The organism is Bradyrhizobium sp. YR681, assembly GCF_000282615.1.
Lineage (GTDB): Bacteria > Pseudomonadota > Alphaproteobacteria > Rhizobiales > Xanthobacteraceae > Bradyrhizobium.
Genome location: NZ_AKIY01000017.1, coordinates 1 through 17803 on the forward strand (window position 1 = coordinate 1; position 17803 = coordinate 17803).

Here is a 17803-nt window from a genome sequence, read left to right on the forward strand (position 1 = left end):
GATCGCTGCGGCGGCCGCGATCGGGTCTGCCAGGCTGCCGTTAGCGGCACTTTGCGCAGCCGAGGGCACGCTTCTCGTGCGCACGGACGAAGCCCAGTCGTTCAATCCGCGACTGGGCTCAGGGGCAAGAAGTGCCTCGAGCGGAAACCGCACGAATGGAAACGAAGACGTGCCGCCACTCGTCCCGGAGGTCGTCGTCCGCTGCACCGCTGCGAAATCGCTCGCACCAAGACCATTTCCACCGTCAGTTCGGCTAAGGGCGCCACTTCTGCCGGATGTCGCCGGTCCGCGTACATTACCCAGACCGCTCCAATTGCCGAAGCGATCTGAGAGGTCCCAAGGCGCGGCTCCTGAGGTGGGAGGCGAGTTGTCCAGCGCCTGTTGGGCACGTATCGTTCCGTCGACAAAGGGGATCGGCGCGGTTCTTGGCGCTCCGCCAATGCGCCGGGCGGCATCCGGCGACAACACATTTGGCGAGGCAGGACGCTCCGGCCAACTCGTCGCCCCGAACGCCGGCTCCACGGCTTGCGTCTGCGCGAGAGAGCGAATCGGTTGGGCTCCAGCACCCCATTGCTCACCCCCTTGCTTGGGCTGAGGTGCAGCATCTGCCATCTTCTTGTTTGCCCAGGCTATGACCCAACTGGCTGTCTTGCCACGAAGGAAAGGATTGGCCTGGATGGCGTTGTCGTCGAGGATCGATTCCACCGGCGTATTCGGATCTGCCTTCATCAGTTTGACACCGCCGCCCGGGCCGGCAAAGTGCATGAGATAGGTCGAGGTCGGCGTGACGGGAACGCCGGCCCGACGAAGCCTCGCTCCGTTCTCTGCCGCATACCTGGCCGTCATCTCCTTCGAAAGGTCGGCGTTTTTCCGAAGCTCGAGAATCTCCGCGTCGGATTTGTCTTTCGCCAGGTCGTGCCGGTAGCGCTTGATCATATCAAGCCAGGTCCCGTTGATGAACTGCCCGAGCCCGAGTGCGCTCGAGGTCTTGTTCGGGTTGTTCGCCTTCTTCAGATCGCCGCTGCTCTCGGCTGAAATGATCTTGTCATGAATATCCATCTGGTCCCCACAAACGAGAACAGCGGCCCGAGAGGACCGCTGTTCAATTCCAGCGATTGAAATTTTCCCTGCACCAGCCGCACCAAAGCGCAGCCGAGCCTCGATCTCGTCAACGATCGTCGATCAGCAATCGAGCCAGGAACCGTCACACCATTGTAGAGGTTTCCCGCGCTGCAACTTCATCCCCTTACTTGCCAGCAGGAACTCCCCACTTGCGGTCGTCAGGATCGAGCTCCCCTCTCATCACCGCGGCCTGCGCACCGCTCGGCGCACCGAGGTAGGACATCACCCCCTCATGGACGAGCACACCCCACGCCTGGGTGCCGTTCGGCGCAAACATGACGGCCAGGTGGGTGTTGGCGCAACTGTATTCCTTAGCGCAGACCGTGAACACCTCGTACGTGACCCCGTCAATGTCCACCAGCTCGGCCGGGGTACTGTTGTAAGCAACATCATTCTGGGCGAGAACATCACGGGCCCAGCGCGGCAGCTTGCCGGCATGCTCGACCAGAATCTTCGACGCTTGCGCGTAGGCCGGCTTCTTGAGCACGTCGAACAGAAAGGGGGTCGTCACCTTCGGTGGAGGCTCTGCAACATATAGCTGTCGTTTCAGCACCGCCTGCTGCGCATCACTTGGAGATCCCAGGAAGGACACGACTCCCTTTTCGTTGAGCCCGGCCCACGCCTGCGTGGCGTTCGGGGCAAACATGACAACAATTGAGGTATCGCTGCACTTTGCCACGCTCACGCACATGCCAAACAGCTCGTAGCTGGTTCCGGCAATGTCCGTGGTGATTCGAACGCTACTCGCATAAGCACCGTTCCTCTTGAGGATTTCCCGAGTCCAGGCCGGCGCGTCGTCGAGCAGCTTCGTCAACGTCTGCACATAGGCCGGCTTGTTCAAGACCCCGGACAGATAACCGATCGCCATTGCAGGCGAGTACGCGACACACATCGTCACCAGGGCCGCCGCCATCACGATCCAACGAAACTGCCGCCGCATGCTTACTCCCTCAAACGCTCCACACCGTGGGACATCACTACCATAGGTGGCACATGCTCGTACACCTGCGGCGAGGTCGGCAGGCCCCGGCACAACGATCCCCACGTTCATCATCTTGCAAATGCTTCCCCGTAGTCAAACGCGAAGAGGAGCCCGGTGAGCAGACCCGTCGCCCTCAAGACGAGGCCAAAGCGCCGTCGGTGGCCTCCCGGTTCGCCGCGGCCTTGGCGCCCAAGGGCATCGTCTGGGACATATTTTTCTGATCGGTCATGTCATGCACCGTATGCGCCACGATCTTCATCGCACCGTTCGATTCCGCGACATCCTGGGCGAGCAGTGCGAACTGGTCGTCGGTGAGATCGTAGTAAGTCTCGCGGCTCTCTTCCTCCCGCTCTTCCCACCAGACCTTGACGATTCCGGCCTTCGACAGCAGCGCGTCCTTGATGAAGGAATAGAGGACCATGAAGCCGCCGTTCTGCTGCATGAAGACGTGATTGACGTAGTCCGTCTCCTGTTGCGCGGCCGCGACGTCCTCGGGGCCGACCGGCTCGAAGCGCACGACCTCATCGGAGCCGGCGAAGATGTCCATCAACGACGGCATCAGGCCTTCGATGGTATCGGCGACGTCGGTCGACACCGCGCGCGAGCGGCCGTCCTGCGCCGGCATGTCCTTGCGCATGTCGCCAAGGTAATAGTCCATCGCGTCCGCCCGCTCCTCGGCAAGCCGCGCCGCCGACATCGCGGCGAGCGCATTTGCCTTCTCGGCGGCGAGCATCGCCTTGACTTCGGAGATCGACATTTTGGCCATGGACCACCTTTCGGATCAGCACTTGTTCGCGGCAGCGAACGGGCACGCAGTAATCGAGCGCGGCAAACTTGAATGGCCTCACCCGCCAATTCGCTCGTTGAATCCAGAGAACGGCAGGTAGGGCACTGGCGAAGTGCCTGCTGTGAAGACGTCCGCCGCGTTCGGAGCCGCCTGCCGGGTCAGTCTGCGCATGTCGCTGCGACGTGCGGCACCGGGCGCATCGGGAGCGTTGTCCTCGAGCGTATCGCGAGCAGGCGCGCTTCCGGTCGGGGATGCCATCCAGCGGCCGAACCTCTCTGCAAACGACGCACCCTGATCCGGCTGCGCCGCATCGTCACGGCCTTGAGCGGGTGGCAAGCGTCGCACACGCTCCGAAGGCGTATCGTATCCGCCGCCGATATAGGCGTAATCCCGCTGGAGATCGCGGAGCGCGTCCGGGATCGGCAGCGGGTGCTGTCGCATGACCTTCGCTTTTGGATCGCGCGCCAGCGTGTCGGCAATATCGGAGAGATACTCATCGTTGATCCCGGGAAGCACATAGAGTCCCGCATTTACGCCGGCTGCCCGCATGATGCGATCCACGATCGTCGTACAAACGCGGGGATCCAGCTTCAAGGCGTTGTACCAGCGTCCCTCGCGGCCGATGCGATCGATCTCGGCATGCGCGGCGCGTGCCTGTTCTGCGGTGATCGGCACCGTATAGGTCCGATGGTCCTCGCCGAACACATTGGAGAAATCAGAAGGCAGCGACGTCGTTCCCGTTGGAACGGTATGGACGTCAAGCTTGCCGGGCCAGATCGGCATGTTGTGCTTTCCCGGACCGAAGCCTGCGTAGGTCTGCCCCGACGGATCGGTCAGGGTGACGGCCGCATGACCGACCCCATACGGATTGAGTTGAATTGTCAGCGCATGTCGATCCGGCATCGATCGCTCCTGAACTCGGCGCCTGCCCCCGCGGAGCCCCGGCGCACTGGAATAGGGACGTTTCATTCATCGAAAGGCGCGCCGGCGGTGCGGCCAGCCCGTCGATCAGGCACCAGGACTCATCGATCGTCCCCGCGGACGCGGTCGAACCACCAATGATCGATACGCCTCAGCGTCGGCGCGATGCTGATGATGATCTGCTCGAGGATGCATCCGGACAAATAAGCGACGGCGAAACTCACGAGATACACGCCGACGCCAACGACGGGATAATAGTTGACGAGCAGCCACTCCATCGGCGCTTCCGGCATGGCTCCAACGACCAACCAGCCGGGAAGAGCGCTGAGTGCCAGAAAAAATCCACGCGTCTTGCCGTCAAGCGCGAGATAGGCCACGGCGAGCATGAACAGAACATAAGACGCATAGAGGCCAACGCAGATCAGGCCACCTCGATTGAACTTCACGCCCCTTGCCTCCTGTCATCCGCGATCGCGTCTCGCCTCAGGCCCGTCCGAAAGCGGTATAGATGGCCAACGCCGCGGCCAGCAGCACGAGGATACAAATCCCAAATCCGATCCAGCCGGCAGCCCCCTGTCGCAATTCGAAACGTCCATTCGCGTCACGGCGATAACACGGCCATCGCAACGGCTGTGAGACCGCATTGAAGGGCTCAACATAGATCCGTCCAAAGGAGAGGAACGGCAAGACGGCTCGGGCCACCGCGTATCCGATCAGGTCGACCAGTATTTTGAACGCCGACATCGCAAACTCGCGCAGCGGTAGAGACTACACTCCATAGAACATAACAAGAACATCGTCAACCCCAGGTTTTATCGCGACCCGCTCGTTACTCACACCCAGCCCTGCTCGGCATAGCGGATTGGCCGGTTGAACGCCGATACCCTGCCCGGCTGCTCGTAGCAGATCGCCATCAATCCCAGCGCATCCGCGGCATGGCTCGACCAGTCGTGCTCGGGGCCGAGACCGATATCGCGCGCCTCGTCCTTGCGCTCGTGATAGAAGCCGAGCGCTTCGCGGCCGGGCTCCGTCGTGTCCTTGTTGAACCAGAGCTGCGGTCCCAGTCGCCGCAGCGCCTCGATCCGCATCATCGCCGCGCCCGGCCCCTGGTTCTTCACCGGAGGCTCGACCGTGAAGCCGGCCTCGCGCAGATGATCCTCATAGCGCTTGCCGGTGATGTTGTTGGCGGCGATGCCGTCATGCGGAAGGTAGAGGACGGCGTTGTCGTAGCCGCGCGAGCGCAGCCAGTTGACGTGAAATGCCAGCACCTGGCCGACGCTCTCGTAATAATCGAGAATGCGAACTTCGTTCCCGACCCACTGCACGATCCAGATCGCGAACGCATCCGCCGCAGCGCCTGCGCCGCCGATATCGATGAAGGCGCGCAGCGGCAACAGCGGATCCGCCGCGACCTTGCCGATCCGCCCCTGCGCCTGCGCCTCGGATAGCAGCGAGGCGAAGTAGGCGCCCTCGAAGGCGCGCGCATACTCGCCCTCCCAGATGTGATCGTAGCGCTCCGGATAGAGCTTCTGGTCGAGCAACCGCTCCTCCTCCAGCACATCGGGAAACCAGGGATTGTCGCGCCAGTTCGCCTTCACGACCACAGCCCCCTCCGGCTGGCGCCCGCGCAGGAAATCGTCGATCGCATCGCTCTTGCGGCGCGGGTTCCAGCTCGCCCACAGCTCGGAGTCCCTGGCGCGGATCGTCGGCCGCAGCAGCGCGAGGCTGCGTGCGCTCAGGCTTTGCGCCTCGTCGATCCAGGCGATGCGAAACCCCTCCAGGGATTTGATCGAGTCGGCCGTGTGATCCTGAACCCCGCGGAAGATGATCAGCCCGTCGCCGGGCGTCTCGATCTTGTCGCTGAAGAGCCTGAAGCCATGGCCGAGACCGAGGCTGCCGATCTTGCCCTCGATCAGCCGCTTCGAGGACTGCGCCAGCGTCCGCTGCGCCTCGCGGATGCAGACCGCGAGCGTGCCGCGATCGGCCTGGCAGGTCTCGACCAGGAGTTCGCCGAAGAAATGCGACTTGCCCGAGCCGCGCCCGCCGTAGACGCCCTTGTAGCGCGCTGGCTTGAGCAGTGGTTCGAATATCTTGGCGGTCGGAATTTTCAGGATGGACAATGGATGCGCTCGCTCGCCCCAGGCCAGGGCAGGCCTATGCGCCTGCGCCACATTGCGGACCAGTCTTCGTTGTTGGTATTCCGCGTTGCCTCCGCTTGTTGCAGCACTTGCGTGCAACGTGCCTGTGCCGGCTAACGTCGGTCATGGATCGGACGCAACATCATCGCTTGCGCTTCCGGGATACACGATGATCCGCTCGATGCGGTGGATCAATTCCAGCACGCCGTCTTCGCCGTTCTCGACCGGTTGCGCCGCCCTGCCCCAGCCGCGATCCAGGATCGCGTTGGCGGCCGAGACGCGCGCGGCCGGCGTTGCGTCGTCGCTGCGCATGATGCCGACCAGCACCCTGAGCGCCGTCCTGGTGTGGCTGCGCGCCAGCGAGCGGATTTCGGTCAGCGTGCGCGCACTGGACGTCTTCCGTCGCGCAGGCGCGCGGACCGGCTCACGCACAAGCGCAATCTCCATCTCCTCGATCAAGACAACATCTCCCACAGCACGATTGCGACCAGGCCCGCGAGCGCGAGCGATATCAGATAGGCGGTCATCGTCTCTCCCCGACAGAAAAAATGCGCGGCAGATCGCGAATGAGGCGCGATCGTTTCGGGCGCGAACCCTATCTCCGTGTCTCCGGAGACCGCAGCGGCGCGAGCGAACGGCGCTCGCACCGCGAGCCGGCACGTTCGCGCGTGCACGGCCAGCAATGGTTCGGACGGCGGCACGCCGATCGGCGCTGCCTGAACGCGTATCAGCTGAGTGCGTGGCCGTGTTGCGTGGCCACCGTCCGATTCCGCAAACTGGGTACGAAAAAACCCGCGGCGGAATGTGTCCCGCGCGGGTGTTACGAACTTTTCGATGATGCCACTATGCCAGTGTTTTGCCCGACGGGTCAACCGTTATTTCGTTTTTTACGAACTTAGATCGGCAACAGGCTTTCTGGAAGCCGGGCACCATCGATCGTCGACATGAAAAAGCCCGCCACGGAGTGTTCCGCGCGGGCCGAACCAGATTTTCGATGATGCCATTCTGCCAGTGTTTTGCCCGACGTGTCAATCGAGCGCGAAGAGAGCAGCCCTTCCTCCCAACTCAATATGTGGTGCGCAAGGGGCTTGCTTCAAGTCCCCGACCATCGCGTAGAACCCCGGACCCGACAACAAGCCGAGGGGTCACGAATGCCTGTCCTGCTTCCGACGTCCCGTGCGCGCAGCCAGACTGAAGGCATCCGCGCGAAGAACCCGGCGACGACAGACCATGCCGTCATCATCGCCGGCGGCGGTCCGACCGGGCTGATGCTGGCCGCCGAGCTCGCGCTCGCGAATGTCGACGTCGCCGTCGTTGAGCGACGCGCGGATCAGGAACTCACCGGAACGCGCGCCGGCGGATTGCACGCGCGCAGCATCGAGATCCTCGATCAGCGCGGCGTCGCGGAACGCTTCCTGCGCGAAGGACAGATCGTCCAGCTCACAGGCTTCGCCTGGACCAGGCTCGACATCGGCGACCTGCCGACCCGGCATCCCTACGGCCTCGCACTGCGGCAGAGCCACATCGAGCGCATCCTCGCCGAATGGGCCGAGGAGCTCGCGGTGCCGGTCTATCGAAACGCCGAGGTGACCGGCTTCGCCCAGGACGAGACCGGCGTCGATGTCGTGCTGTCCGGCGGCGAGACGTTGCGGGCAAACTATCTGGTCGGCTGCGACGGCGGCCGCAGCCTGGTGCGCAAGACCGCCGGCATCGACTTCGTCGGCTCCGGTCCGACGCTCAGCAACCTCATGGCGGAGGTCGAGATGCGCGAGGCGCCGGCATGGGGCCTGCGTCACGACGCGCTCGGTTTTCACGGCCTCAGCAAGACCGAGAGCGGACGCGTGCTGGTGGTCGTGACGGAAGCCACGCTCGACCGCACCGGCGATCCCACGCTGGCCGATCTCAGCAACGCGCTCAGGGCCGTGTACGGCACCGACTTCGGCCTGCAAAATCCAACCTGGATCTCGCGCTTTACGGACGCGAGCCGGCAGGCTGCGTCCTATCGCAAGGGACGCGTGCTGCTCGCCGGCGATGCCGCGCATATTCATCACTCCGTCGGCGGCCAGGGCCTCAACACCGGCCTGCAGGACGCGGTCAATCTCGGCTGGAAGCTGGCGCAGGTCGTCAAGGGCACCTCGCAAGACAGCCTGCTGGACAGCTACCATGCCGAGCGCCATCCCGTCGCCGCGCGGACTTTGCGCAACACCATGGCGCAGATCGCCCTGCTCCGCCGCGCCAGCGAGGGCCTCGCGGCCGCGCGCGACGTCATCGCCGAGCTGCTCGGCATGGACGAGCCGCGACAACGCTTTGGCGCGATGATGAGCGGCCTCGATATCAGCTACGATTGCGGCGACGGCCACCCGTTGCTCGGACGGCGCATGCCCGATCTCGACCTGACGGTCGAAGGACAGCCACTGAAGTTTTTCACGCTGCTGCACGGTGCGCGCGGCGTGCTGCTCGATTTCGGCAAGGCCCGCGGCATCGACATCGCGCCCTGGGCAGATCGCGTCAGCCTCATCGATGCCGCCACTGACGGCCCGTGGCAGCTTCCGGCCATCGGAGAGGTCGCGGCGCCCAAAACCGTGCTGGTGCGGCCCGATGGGCATGTGGCCTGGGTGGGAAACGACGGCCAGCACGGACTTGCGGATGCGCTGAGTACCTGGTTCGGACCGGCTGCGGCGTAGCATGTCTCACGACGACCGAAACAAACAAAGCCCGCGGCATCCCGCGGGCTTGATCAAAACTCTTTCGATGATGCCATTCTGCCAGTGTTTTGCCCGACGTGTCAATCGAGCGAACTCGAACGGCATACGCACGGCTCCGTCATCAACCTTCACTCCGGCGGAAGCAACGGCCGTATCCAGCGCGAGAACCACTCCTCGCCATCATTGCGCGGATTGCCTGTGCCATCTACTCCGAAGATCGGCGGCGGTATGATGTAGCTCGGCTCATCCCCAAGCGGACCGATCGGCTTGCTCGCCTGCGAAGGCCAGCCGCTAGCTGTCGACGTAATCCAGTTGCCAAACCGATCGTTGAATTCAGTGGAAGGCAGATATGGAACAGGCGCGCTCCCCGACGTGAAGACGCTACCCGCGTTAGACGTGTTCAAGCGGGTGAGACGGCGAACGTCTTGCGGTGCGGCAGCTTCCGCAGCAGGAGGGACCGACACTTCTTGCCCATTCGGGGCAGGCACGGCGCCGGCCGGCGTATCAGCCCAGCTTCCGAAGCGATCCGCAAATGTGCCGGCCCGCATCGGCCCTTGATCGAACGAGCCGTTCGGAACTTGCGCTGCCGCGGAACGCGCCCCGAACGGATGACCATCGATATTCAATGCGTCCTGGGCCGGATCAAATGGATGGAGAGAAGGAGCTTCGGAAATAGTCTCTCTCTCGCCAGCATTGCCAGTCGGTTTCGCGCTAGCGGCCGTTGCTCCAATGAGCCCAAGAGTCGCCATTGGTAATAATACCGGTAACAGTGGCATCAATGCAGGTACCGCCATTGCCGCCGCAAATATTGCTAATCCGCCGAGAACCGCTGGACCGTCATTCTGATCAGAACGCATCTTGTATGGATTCGGCCCCAGCGTTGGCGAACCATCAGTAAACCTGAGTAAATCGCTTGTCTCGGAATGGAACTGCAACTCTTGCGGCTCCGGTGGCACGGCCGTGCTGGGAGGCAATTGACCAAGCCGCCGCTCATCTCCGCCTAACGCCGGAAAGGCCGGGATTCCGCTTGAGAAGCGCGGATCGCTCCGCGTAAACCCTTCCGTTCCGCTCAGGGCACCGAGAGAGGGCAGCGTGGAGCCCGACGGCGGCGGAAAGTCAGCAGGGTCGACCGGAGTCGAGCCAGGTATGCGAAGATTATTTAAGGAAGGATCGAGCGTTGCGAACTTGGGTCCCCACGGCGTTCCCTGCAAGTCCTTATTGCCTGCGGTTATGTTGACCTCGGGATTTCGCTTTATTATCTCGTCCAGCTGTTTCTGCTTCTGCGGATCATCCAGATAGAGCAGCCATTTAATCAGATGGTCCAAGCCGGCATCCACACCTCTCTGCTGGAGGTCTCTGATTGCTCTCAGCCTAACTGGGTGCTGACCGATATAGGCCTTGTCGTTCGTCAAAACCTTCGCGATACCGCGATCAACTTCATCGCGCGTTTTATCAAACGGCACATTGGTGTTGAGATCCCCGTTGGCAAACCCGACACGCATTGCATCGATGAGCGTGTTTATCTCAGCCATTCGATTACTTGGACTCTCAATTTCTGCGATCTCATTAAGTCTTTTGCAGACGGCCTTGATATAAGAAGACGTGTGCCGGCTGGGATGCGGCGGAGCATTCAATTCTGCTGCCACAGCCCGATCCCCTGGCAAGTAGATGCGGTTGGCGGGCGAATCGATATCGAAGGTTTGCTTGTCGATACCGCGAAAGGCCTGGTGATTGCGAAAACGCTCAGGGATAATATGATGGTCATCGAGAATTGACATGTACCCTCACGAGATGCGGGCTCATTGGGAGGTGCGCCGATGAAATCTGCTTTGGAGACGTGTCGATGCGAGCGAGCCCGACCACGGCGGCCGATTCGCGTTCAAGTTCGTCAAGTTCGGATAGCGGTGCTTCCGATATGCTCGGTCTTGTAGAGGAAACGCCAAGTCAGATTGCTTGCGAAGTGCACGGCTCGCAGAACACCGGACCAGCCGTCGGCCGAGAGCAGGGCCCTTCTGCTAGTGATCCAGATCCTTCGAAGAAAGCATCGGCGTCAAAGTCGCCATCAACGCCGAATATGTAGAACTACTGTTCCAGAAAGGAGCAATGGCGCAGATCGAGAGCCGCAATCAAGAACCAGTGCAAGCCGGCTGCGCAAGCCACCTTCATCGGCCAGTCGCGTCGATACTGATCGTGCTTCGCGAGAAGGATCGACAGCACGATCTTCGGGTTTCTCGCTGCAGTGTAGCCAAGGTCAACCCGCAGCGTCGATCTGTACGCAAATGTGCATGGACCGTCGAAAAGTCACAGCTAGATACTATTCGAGTAACGATCGCAGTCGCACAGTGATCGCCGTGCCGCACGAGCTTTCGACGGTGAGGCAATCCAAGATACTCGTAATTTTGTCAAAGAGTTGCAGATTTTCTGCTCGCTCGACCGCAAGCATCGCCCGCTAAACCGAACCACGCGAGCTTCGTCCAACTCGTTAAGTTGACGCATCGCCCCTCATAAAGTCGAGCCGCATTGCACCCGGCGAGCCCAGGCTGGCTCAAAGCTTTGAGACGTTATCAAACCGTATTCTCTTGAGACCTGCCGCCTTGCAGGCATCCTTCATCTCTTGATCGCATATGACGTCCGACTCGCTATGAGCCATACGAAAGATATGGGCTTCACCGATTGCAGCCTCCGTGAAGACAAGTTTGGAGCCTGGCATGGTCAAATAGACCTTCTTTCCAAATTTGAGAGAGCGAGGATCGTCTTCAGTCCGGATGATCAGGCGTGATTGCGATTCATCCAGGGCGTCGAGAACTCTAACAACATCGCAGAGCCAATAGCCTGGTCCATGATAGCTACCCTGCGGTACGCGCACATCGCATGGTACAAACACGAAGGCCTCCGGATCCAGCGCTTCAAAGAGCACCTTTGTCCGATCCGAAATCAACCACCAGCCATAGTAAGGCTCGAGGTCGTACGGCAAACTGCCTATCGACTTATCAAACACAAACGGTGCACGCGCGGTAGAAGCCGGCAGACGGAAGACCTTGTAGGGAGGAAGAATACTTTCGTCTTCGAGCCAATAGCCCGGCTTGCCGCCTACGCCGAAGTCGGGACCCATTTCGTAGTAACGGCGCTTTCGCGCCCTGGATCGTTTCGCAATAGAGGTTTCACCTTCATCACTCATGACTGAGCCCCGCGGAACATCGTGCCCGCAATGACGCCACGTAAAGGCCCTAAGACCAATGGCCCAACAATAAAGCCCGCGATATCCCGCGGGCTCCATCCGAATTCATTTTGATCATGCCACCCTGCCCCTGTCTTGCCCGACGTGTCAAACGATCGGCCCTGAATGTGACACACGCAAGTCACTTCAGCGTATCACCAAACTCAATTATGCCGGACCGTCAGCGCAGAAAAAAACGGGCAACCTCTCGAATCGATCGGAATTCCTGTAACGGACCGTGAAGCGCTCGCGCGAGTCGCGACCGAACGTATCACCGTCTTTGACCACAGGTCCGTGCTCAACCAGATAGACAGCAAGACCGTCCACCTTGTCGATCAAGGTGGCGAGTGTCAGCCTGCGGGTCTCGAACTCGATTTCACGATCGGCAAAAGCTGACAGACCCATCGTTACTGCGCCAATACCCGCCGCTGATCGGAACGGCAGTATGTCGACCCACAACGAGGAGGGATAGTCGGGGTACGGTGCAAACGATCGGCTGGACCAGTCCAACCACAGATCGGACGGTCGCGCCACCTTTCCATTCCAGACCACGGCGCAGCACTGCGGCATCGTAGCAATCAATGCGCCGATGACAGCAGTCATCAGACGAGCAGTCGGCAGCGGTCGCTGGTTTTGACCGAGCACCGAAACGATCAGATGCCCTCGGTGCCGCTCCGCAATCGCCTTACCCTCCGGCCACGCCCTGGAAGCGCGCGACCACAGGCCCGGATCGTCCGGGATAGGCGCCGGCATCGCCATCACGGCAACGAGTTCATTGCCACAGTGGATGAGCGGCGAATCTCGGCGAGCTCCGTCCTCGCCAGTCTCGTCTAGACCTACGGGAAGTTGGGGATGGCGCTTACGAATAGCCTCAGTCAGCGCGACCATGTCGGGAGTTGCAGCGGATTCCAACAAGACCAAAGCAAGGAAAGACTTACTCATCGGCCGTCCCCAAGGATGCTCTAACGTAAAACTGCAATTCGCCCAAAGGTTGAGACGCTACCTTAAATGGAACAAATCAAGAACACTGTCAATATGCGCCTGCCCTGCGCTTGATCTCTTTGGGTGTTCTGCATGAGACTGCAAGGGACTGCGGTAATCCGCACGAGGAGCTGAGCAACGAGAGAGACTGTTCGTCCATGCTCATAATCGGGCCGATCGCGAAATCCTCTCTGAAGGAGAGAGGGGCGTTTCCGGTAACAAAAAGCCCGCGGCGGATCACTCCGCGCGGGCCGAACCAAACTTTCTTCGATGATGGCATTCTGCCAGTGTTTTGCCCGACGGGTCAACCTCTTTTTTGAGGATAAACCGAAGTTGCCCCGGCGCGCATGGGCCTGCGCCCGACCTTCCCGAGGCCGGCGCCGCCCTTCCAGGCCGCTTCGCCGCGGCTGAAGCCGCGACGATGGCGACCGGCGGCGGCTACGCCGCCCGCGACAATTCCACCTTCCGCTCGATCCGCGCCTCCAGCAGGGCAACCGAGGTCCGCAGATTGTCCCGGCGCGCGCGCAGCGTCTGGGCCAGCATGGAATAGGTGGCACTGCCGGGGTCGGCATTCCCGGTGGCGCGCTCCTCCTCAAGGATGTCGCCCTCGAGCATCTGGATCCGCCAGTTCAGGTCGGAAATCAGCGCATGGAGTTGCAGGGACGCGGTCGCTTCGAAACGGGACGTTGATTGCATGGGATCGCCTCAATCTGGATCAGCCCGAACGGCCGGGCCGGGATTAAGACCTCATGCAGCAAGAGCGATGCCAGACCTAGGACCTCGCGCCCTTCACGCGACCAGGCGCAGCGGGGAACCGCGTCTCATTCCTCCGCCAGCTTGCGCTCGATATAGGCGTCCACCGTCTCCGCAAAGGAGCGCTGCACGCCGACCGCGGCGACGTGCAGGTCGAGCGCATCGCGCTGGAGCACCCGCAGGCCGCGCCCGCGGGCGCTGTCAGGTGCGGTGTTCAGGAAGGAATCGATGGCGCCCTTGGCCTGCGGGATGGCCTTCGGATCGCCCCTCGCGATCAGGAGCCGCAGCAGGCTCTGGCATTCGGCCAAACCGGGCATGGGCTCATCCCTCACCCGCGGGAGGATTTCGGCTTCGGCTTCTTGACGGGCTGGGTGTGGGTGCCGAACAACGCGAGCAAAAATGCGACTTCTTCCTTCGAACCGATCTGGATCATGATGATCTCCTTTTCGCTTGGTTGGTCGAGCCAAGCGGAACAGGCGTTCAGGACAATCGGGTTTCAGGATCGTTTCAGGAATGTTTCGTCCCCGGCTAGGTCTGCGACCCCGCGTTCAGGAGGCTGGAAACGGCGGTGACAAGCTGCGCGGGCGCGAACGGCTTCGCCAACATGATGCTGTGGGGGACACCCTGTGATGCCCAATCGTCGGCGTCCTTTCCGCTCATATAGACGACGGGAAAGTCAGGGTCGATTTCTCTGGCGTGCCGTGCGACGTGCCATCCGTCGACCCCGCCATCACGCAAATTGATGTCCGTGACAAGCGCCCGGTATTTGCCGCCGGCAACATCCAGCAGCTCGATGGCGCGCTCGCCAGTCGAAGCCATGACGACTTCGAATCCTCCGTCGCTCAGGCATTCCTGGACGATATTTTGAATATCCGAATCGTCTTCCACGACCAGGATAAGCAGTTGGCCCGCCATTCGGTAACTCCCCGCGCGCCGCCATAACAGCGGCGCGGGTACACGCGGCCAGGGGATAATGGTTCCGCAGGAAGTGTGCAAAAGTGCACAGAAATAATCCGGGCACCTCGAATTCGACTGAGCCAACCGAGGGTTAAAACCGTGGGGGGTGCCGGGCACCGGCTCTGATTCCGACCTCTGTGGCCTGGTTTGACATCACGCGGGGCTGATTTGAAATGTCCACTTTGGAACAGAAGGCTGCCCTTCCGCATATTACGCTCGGCGGAAACTCTAACCGCACGGTTAGGACCCGCAAGACGAGGTCGTGTCATGCCTGAGCGCCGTCGTTTCAAGCAAACCCAAACCATCGAGGAGCGCCTTGCCGTAGAAGCAGAAGGCCTGAGAGAGCAAGCCAACAAGCTTCCGCACGGTGCGGAGCGTGAAGCCCTTCTGCGCAAAGCCAGGCAGGCTGAAACTGGCTCGCATATGAGCGAGTGGCTGAGATCGCCCGGGCTGCAACCGCCCGAATAGGACACTTCAACGGAAAACTCAGCGCCTTGGGCCCGATCGCGGTGACGTACGGCGCGTGCACGAACAGCACAGCCGTTGCCGCGGCGCCGGTGCTTTGCCCGACGTATCAAACTTTATCCAAATGCAGTGAAGCGGATTCGGCGAACTGAAATCTCTCCGCGCCATGTTGGCACACATTCGTTCTGAGGAGAGATGTGCGATGTACTACGTCGCCGCCGCATTGCTGCTGCTGTCGGGACTGTTCTACTCCGCGGCGCATCACGAGCTCGGCCAGTTCGGCGCGGACGTATGCACCTATGGCAGCGCGTTCTGCGAGAACCCGGTGGTCGTCTTCACCGGCGCGGCGCTGGCCGCAGCCTGGGGCATGTTCGTCAGCATCAGGTAGCCACCTCGCCGCGCCTGCGCCGGCGGCTCATTGCCGCGTGCCCGGCGTCCGATAGACCAGGGCGGCGCAGAACAGCCGTTCGGTCGCCGAGCGAACCTCGACCGACATGTCGGGCCGCTGGTCGCCGAGAATCGAGTCCCGCGCGATCCCGAGCAGGGTCTGCATCGCCTCGATCTCGGCCGCCTTCTGGTTCGGCAGCTCGAGCCCCTCCTCGTCGGCAAAGCAGTCGCGGCCGCTCTGAATGTCGAAGAAATATCGCGTCATGCGGGCGTCCTCGTCGGGCAATGCGGGACAACCGGTGGCGCGAGGCGTCCGTTCCTAATCAGGAGCCGGGCGGGCGCAACCCTGCTGTGCCGAGCCGGCGTTGCACGCGCTATGCCGCCAGTTCCTTGCGAACGGCGGCGGCGGAATTGCCGACCTTGTCGACGGCCCTTTGCAGCTGCTCCTTCGACACGCCGAGCGCGTGGGTCCAGTACTTCACCTCGAAGGCTTCGTGCATGTTGATCTTGCTGCGGTCGGGCTGCTCACGTTTCGTCAGATTGTCCATGCGGCTGATCCTCGTTCCGGGACGGAGAACCCCGCAATGGCCATGCCGTTCCTGAGCGGGCCGATCATCCGGACGTTTCGCCCACCGCAACCCACCTCACGCCCCGACTTAACATTTGTTGGGTGCGCCGTTTCCGGCAACCCATCGTCCACAATGTTGAGACACCGCCGCGCCGCCGTTTAACCTTTGTTGTGATCAGCAGCCCGGGATTGTGCTTTTTCACCCTCCGCGCGATTCGTCGCGCGGGGGGCCAGTACGCGTGACAACCGACAAGACCTGGGCGCCGCTGTTCGAGCGCCTGCGAACCACGACCGGCGCCGGCCAGGAGGACCTGCAGGCCCTGGCGGCGCTGCCGATCGCGCTGCGCCATTACGGCGAGAACCAGGCCGTGCTGCGCGACGGCGAACAGCCAAGCGATTGCTGCCTGATCGTCGATGGCTTCTGCGTCCGCTCCAAGACGATCGCCGACGGCAAGCGGCAGATCCTGTCGATCCACATCCCCGGCGACCTTCCCAATCTGCAAAACCTGCACTATGCGACCGTCGACCATGACCTCGTCGCGCTGTCCGATTGCACGCTGGCCTTCATCGGCCACAAGGCGCTGAAGGATCTCATCGCGCAGCGGCCGGGCGTCGGCAACATGTTCTGGCGCGACACGCTGGTGGACGCCGCCATCTCGCGGGAGTGGATCGTCAATGTCGGCCAGCGCTCGACCACCAGCCGGCTGGCCCATCTGATCGTCGAGCTGCGTGAGCGGCTACGCCTCGCCGGCCGCGTCATCGACGACATGTTCGCCCTGCCGCTGACCCAGGAGCAGCTCGGCGAGGCCATGGGCGTGACCAGCGTTCACACCAACCGCATCCTGCGCGATCTCCGCATCGCCGGGGTGCTGGAGCTTCAGCGCGGAACGGTGCGCATTCTCAACGAGCACAAGCTCCAGGAGCTGGCGCAGTTCGACGGACGCTATCTGCATCTGTCGCCATCGTCCTGAGCTGACGGCGATCGCTGGGAGAACCGGCGGTTCACGCCGTCAGCTTGCCGGACTTTCCGCGCAGGGGACAAACACCTCGCTCGTGTCCATCCGCACGTTGCGAATGGCGCGGCAGGCCTCCATCGCCGCCCGGCTGCGTTCCTCCATGAAGCTCAGCAGCAGCGAACGACGCCGCGCGCCGGACCGGTTGCAAGTCGCCCCGTGTGGCAGATCGGCGTCGAACACCAGGATGTCTCCCGCCTCACCCGCCGTGACCAGCGACCGGAGCTCGTCCGGCTCGCCGCGGTCCAGCGCACGCGGGACGAGCCGTGTCGCGCCGTTGTCCGGCCCGTAATCGTCGAGGAAGACGAGCGCGGCGACGGCCTTCATGCCCGCGCCATCGCGATGCAGGGGCTGATGGCCGCCGCCCAACAGCGGCTCACGACCCTCGACCTGGGTGAGAAAGAAGGGACCGCCCAGCATCTGCGCGGCCGCCGCCAGCAACGGAGGCAGGCGGCAGGTCCGCTGCACCGTCGGATCCAGATCGACGAGAGCGTGGCGCCAGCCGACGCCCCGCGGCGCAGCCCATTGGTCGCCGCCCCCCACGCCCGCGTCGAAGGCGGCGCGCAGCGCATCGCGCCACGGCACCGGAACGACGCTCCGCAGCAGCAGATAACCCTCGCGATCGAGATCGGCAGCCTGCCGGGTCTGCAGGGAAGCGACCGGTGTAAGCGTCTGACAATGGCTCATGACGCTCCGTACAACCTGTACGTGCCAATCGCAAGGGGACGGCGCTGGCCGAGTTTGGAACTTTACGGCCATGCTGGCGCTTAGAAGCTGATTTCGCAAATCCGGAAGACCAGCCCTGTC

Annotated in this window: 20 protein-coding genes and 1 pseudogene; 4 read left to right on the top strand and 17 right to left on the bottom strand. The window is 62.2% G+C overall.

Translation table 11 applies throughout. The features are described 5' to 3' along the window. The 8 genes and pseudogenes from PMI42_RS37365 to PMI42_RS02275 form a co-directional block, all read right to left on the bottom strand. A pseudogene (locus PMI42_RS37365) lies at positions 1-1059 on the bottom strand (hypothetical protein); the annotation flags it as partial. Positions 1060-1246: 187 nt separating this feature from the next. Then, complete coding sequence (locus PMI42_RS02245; RefSeq protein ID WP_008130171.1) at positions 1247-2062, bottom strand: Ivy family c-type lysozyme inhibitor; 816 nt, start codon at positions 2060-2062, stop codon at positions 1247-1249. A gap of 175 nt (positions 2063-2237) precedes the next feature. Then, positions 2238-2870, bottom strand: coding sequence for a portal protein (locus tag PMI42_RS02250; RefSeq protein ID WP_008130172.1), 633 nt, complete (start codon positions 2868-2870; stop codon positions 2238-2240). Positions 2871-2948: 78 nt separating this feature from the next. After that, entirely contained in the window at positions 2949-3794 is an 846-nt protein-coding gene (locus PMI42_RS02255) for a hypothetical protein (protein WP_008130174.1), read from the bottom strand. Between the two features lie 119 nt (positions 3795-3913). Further along, positions 3914-4258 carry a hypothetical protein gene (locus PMI42_RS02260; protein WP_008130176.1) on the bottom strand — a complete coding sequence of 115 codons (345 nt, stop codon included), beginning with the start codon at positions 4256-4258 and terminating at the stop codon, positions 3914-3916. Between the two features lie 37 nt (positions 4259-4295). Continuing rightward, a complete protein-coding gene (locus tag PMI42_RS02265) occupies positions 4296-4556 on the bottom strand; it encodes a hypothetical protein (protein WP_008130179.1) in 261 nt (86 codons plus the stop codon). An 89-nt stretch (positions 4557-4645) separates the two neighbouring features. After that, the gene (locus tag PMI42_RS02270) at positions 4646-5932 is read right to left on the bottom strand and encodes a PBSX family phage terminase large subunit (protein WP_008130180.1); all 1287 of its coding nucleotides are present in this window, start codon (positions 5930-5932) and stop codon (positions 4646-4648) included. Positions 5933-6073: 141 nt separating this feature from the next. Further along, positions 6074-6409, bottom strand: coding sequence for a hypothetical protein (locus PMI42_RS02275; protein ID WP_008130182.1), 336 nt, complete (start codon positions 6407-6409; stop codon positions 6074-6076). 692 nt (positions 6410-7101) lie between these two features. Between PMI42_RS02275 and PMI42_RS02285 the strand changes: the two genes are divergently transcribed. Continuing rightward, positions 7102-8634 (top strand): FAD-dependent monooxygenase, encoded by a 1533-nt coding sequence (locus PMI42_RS02285; protein WP_008130184.1) that lies wholly within the window; start codon positions 7102-7104, stop codon positions 8632-8634. A 149-nt stretch (positions 8635-8783) separates the two neighbouring features. On the opposite strand, the gene PMI42_RS37740 is transcribed toward PMI42_RS02285, so the two are convergent. The 6 genes from PMI42_RS37740 to PMI42_RS02315 form a co-directional block, all read right to left on the bottom strand. Beyond that, the gene (locus tag PMI42_RS37740) at positions 8784-10433 is read right to left on the bottom strand and encodes an AHH domain-containing protein (protein ID WP_008130186.1); all 1650 of its coding nucleotides are present in this window, start codon (positions 10431-10433) and stop codon (positions 8784-8786) included. Between the two features lie 767 nt (positions 10434-11200). Next, positions 11201-11833 (bottom strand): imm11 family protein, encoded by a 633-nt coding sequence (locus tag PMI42_RS02295; RefSeq protein WP_035964279.1) that lies wholly within the window; start codon positions 11831-11833, stop codon positions 11201-11203. Positions 11834-12040: 207 nt separating this feature from the next. Further along, positions 12041-12814, bottom strand: coding sequence for a DUF4261 domain-containing protein (locus PMI42_RS02300; protein ID WP_008130190.1), 774 nt, complete (start codon positions 12812-12814; stop codon positions 12041-12043). 477 nt (positions 12815-13291) lie between these two features. After that, positions 13292-13549 (bottom strand): hypothetical protein, encoded by a 258-nt coding sequence (locus PMI42_RS02305; RefSeq protein WP_008130192.1) that lies wholly within the window; start codon positions 13547-13549, stop codon positions 13292-13294. A gap of 125 nt (positions 13550-13674) precedes the next feature. Beyond that, positions 13675-13923: a hypothetical protein gene (locus PMI42_RS02310; protein WP_008130194.1), complete on the bottom strand. Its 249-nt coding sequence runs from the start codon at positions 13921-13923 to the stop codon at positions 13675-13677. A gap of 211 nt (positions 13924-14134) precedes the next feature. Beyond that, a complete protein-coding gene (locus tag PMI42_RS02315; RefSeq protein WP_008130198.1) occupies positions 14135-14521 on the bottom strand; it encodes a response regulator in 387 nt (128 codons plus the stop codon). Between the two features lie 309 nt (positions 14522-14830). Between PMI42_RS02315 and PMI42_RS37745 the strand changes: the two genes are divergently transcribed. Beyond that, positions 14831-15031, top strand: a complete 201-nt coding sequence (locus tag PMI42_RS37745; RefSeq protein ID WP_008130201.1) for a hypothetical protein — start codon at positions 14831-14833, stop codon at positions 15029-15031. A gap of 199 nt (positions 15032-15230) precedes the next feature. Then, positions 15231-15416, top strand: coding sequence for a hypothetical protein (locus PMI42_RS02325; protein ID WP_008130203.1), 186 nt, complete (start codon positions 15231-15233; stop codon positions 15414-15416). A gap of 27 nt (positions 15417-15443) precedes the next feature. Here the strand turns inward: PMI42_RS02325 and PMI42_RS02330 are convergent, their stop codons facing one another. Together PMI42_RS02330 and PMI42_RS37750 are read right to left on the bottom strand one after the other, a co-directional pair. Continuing rightward, a complete protein-coding gene (locus PMI42_RS02330) occupies positions 15444-15680 on the bottom strand; it encodes a DUF6894 family protein (protein WP_008130206.1) in 237 nt (78 codons plus the stop codon). A gap of 109 nt (positions 15681-15789) precedes the next feature. Beyond that, entirely contained in the window at positions 15790-15963 is a 174-nt protein-coding gene (locus PMI42_RS37750) for a DUF3606 domain-containing protein (protein ID WP_008130208.1), read from the bottom strand. A 259-nt stretch (positions 15964-16222) separates the two neighbouring features. On the opposite strand from PMI42_RS37750, the gene PMI42_RS02335 reads away from it, so the two are divergent. After that, positions 16223-16954, top strand: coding sequence for a Crp/Fnr family transcriptional regulator (locus PMI42_RS02335; protein WP_008130211.1), 732 nt, complete (start codon positions 16223-16225; stop codon positions 16952-16954). Positions 16955-16993: 39 nt separating this feature from the next. Here PMI42_RS02335 and PMI42_RS02340 read toward each other — a convergent pair whose 3' ends face one another. Beyond that, complete coding sequence (locus PMI42_RS02340) at positions 16994-17683, bottom strand: phytanoyl-CoA dioxygenase family protein (RefSeq protein ID WP_008130213.1); 690 nt, start codon at positions 17681-17683, stop codon at positions 16994-16996. Positions 17684-17803: the final 120 nt, after the last annotated feature.

Excerpts from the sequence above, each read along its gene's own strand:
- PMI42_RS02245 (WP_008130171.1), bottom strand. The coding sequence starts at position 2,062 with ATGCGGCGGCAGTTTCGTTGGATCGTGATGGCGGCGGCCCTGGTGACG.
- PMI42_RS02250 (WP_008130172.1), bottom strand. The coding sequence starts at position 2,870 with ATGGCCAAAATGTCGATCTCCGAAGTCAAGGCGATGCTCGCCGCCGAG.
- PMI42_RS02255 (WP_008130174.1), bottom strand. The coding sequence starts at position 3,794 with ATGCCGGATCGACATGCGCTGACAATTCAACTCAATCCGTATGGGGTC.
- PMI42_RS02265 (WP_008130179.1), bottom strand. The coding sequence starts at position 4,556 with ATGTCGGCGTTCAAAATACTGGTCGACCTGATCGGATACGCGGTGGCC.
- PMI42_RS02285 (WP_008130184.1), top strand. The coding sequence starts at position 7,102 with ATGCCTGTCCTGCTTCCGACGTCCCGTGCGCGCAGCCAGACTGAAGGC.
- PMI42_RS37740 (WP_008130186.1), bottom strand. The coding sequence starts at position 10,433 with ATGTCAATTCTCGATGACCATCATATTATCCCTGAGCGTTTTCGCAAT.
- PMI42_RS02295 (WP_035964279.1), bottom strand. The coding sequence starts at position 11,833 with ATGAGTGATGAAGGTGAAACCTCTATTGCGAAACGATCCAGGGCGCGA.
- PMI42_RS02300 (WP_008130190.1), bottom strand. The coding sequence starts at position 12,814 with ATGAGTAAGTCTTTCCTTGCTTTGGTCTTGTTGGAATCCGCTGCAACT.
- PMI42_RS02305 (WP_008130192.1), bottom strand. The coding sequence starts at position 13,549 with ATGCAATCAACGTCCCGTTTCGAAGCGACCGCGTCCCTGCAACTCCAT.
- PMI42_RS02310 (WP_008130194.1), bottom strand. The coding sequence starts at position 13,923 with ATGCCCGGTTTGGCCGAATGCCAGAGCCTGCTGCGGCTCCTGATCGCG.
- PMI42_RS02315 (WP_008130198.1), bottom strand. The coding sequence starts at position 14,521 with ATGGCGGGCCAACTGCTTATCCTGGTCGTGGAAGACGATTCGGATATT.
- PMI42_RS37745 (WP_008130201.1), top strand. The coding sequence starts at position 14,831 with ATGCCTGAGCGCCGTCGTTTCAAGCAAACCCAAACCATCGAGGAGCGC.
- PMI42_RS02325 (WP_008130203.1), top strand. The coding sequence starts at position 15,231 with ATGTACTACGTCGCCGCCGCATTGCTGCTGCTGTCGGGACTGTTCTAC.
- PMI42_RS02330 (WP_008130206.1), bottom strand. The coding sequence starts at position 15,680 with ATGACGCGATATTTCTTCGACATTCAGAGCGGCCGCGACTGCTTTGCC.
- PMI42_RS37750 (WP_008130208.1), bottom strand. The coding sequence starts at position 15,963 with ATGGACAATCTGACGAAACGTGAGCAGCCCGACCGCAGCAAGATCAAC.
- PMI42_RS02340 (WP_008130213.1), bottom strand. The coding sequence starts at position 17,683 with ATGAGCCATTGTCAGACGCTTACACCGGTCGCTTCCCTGCAGACCCGG.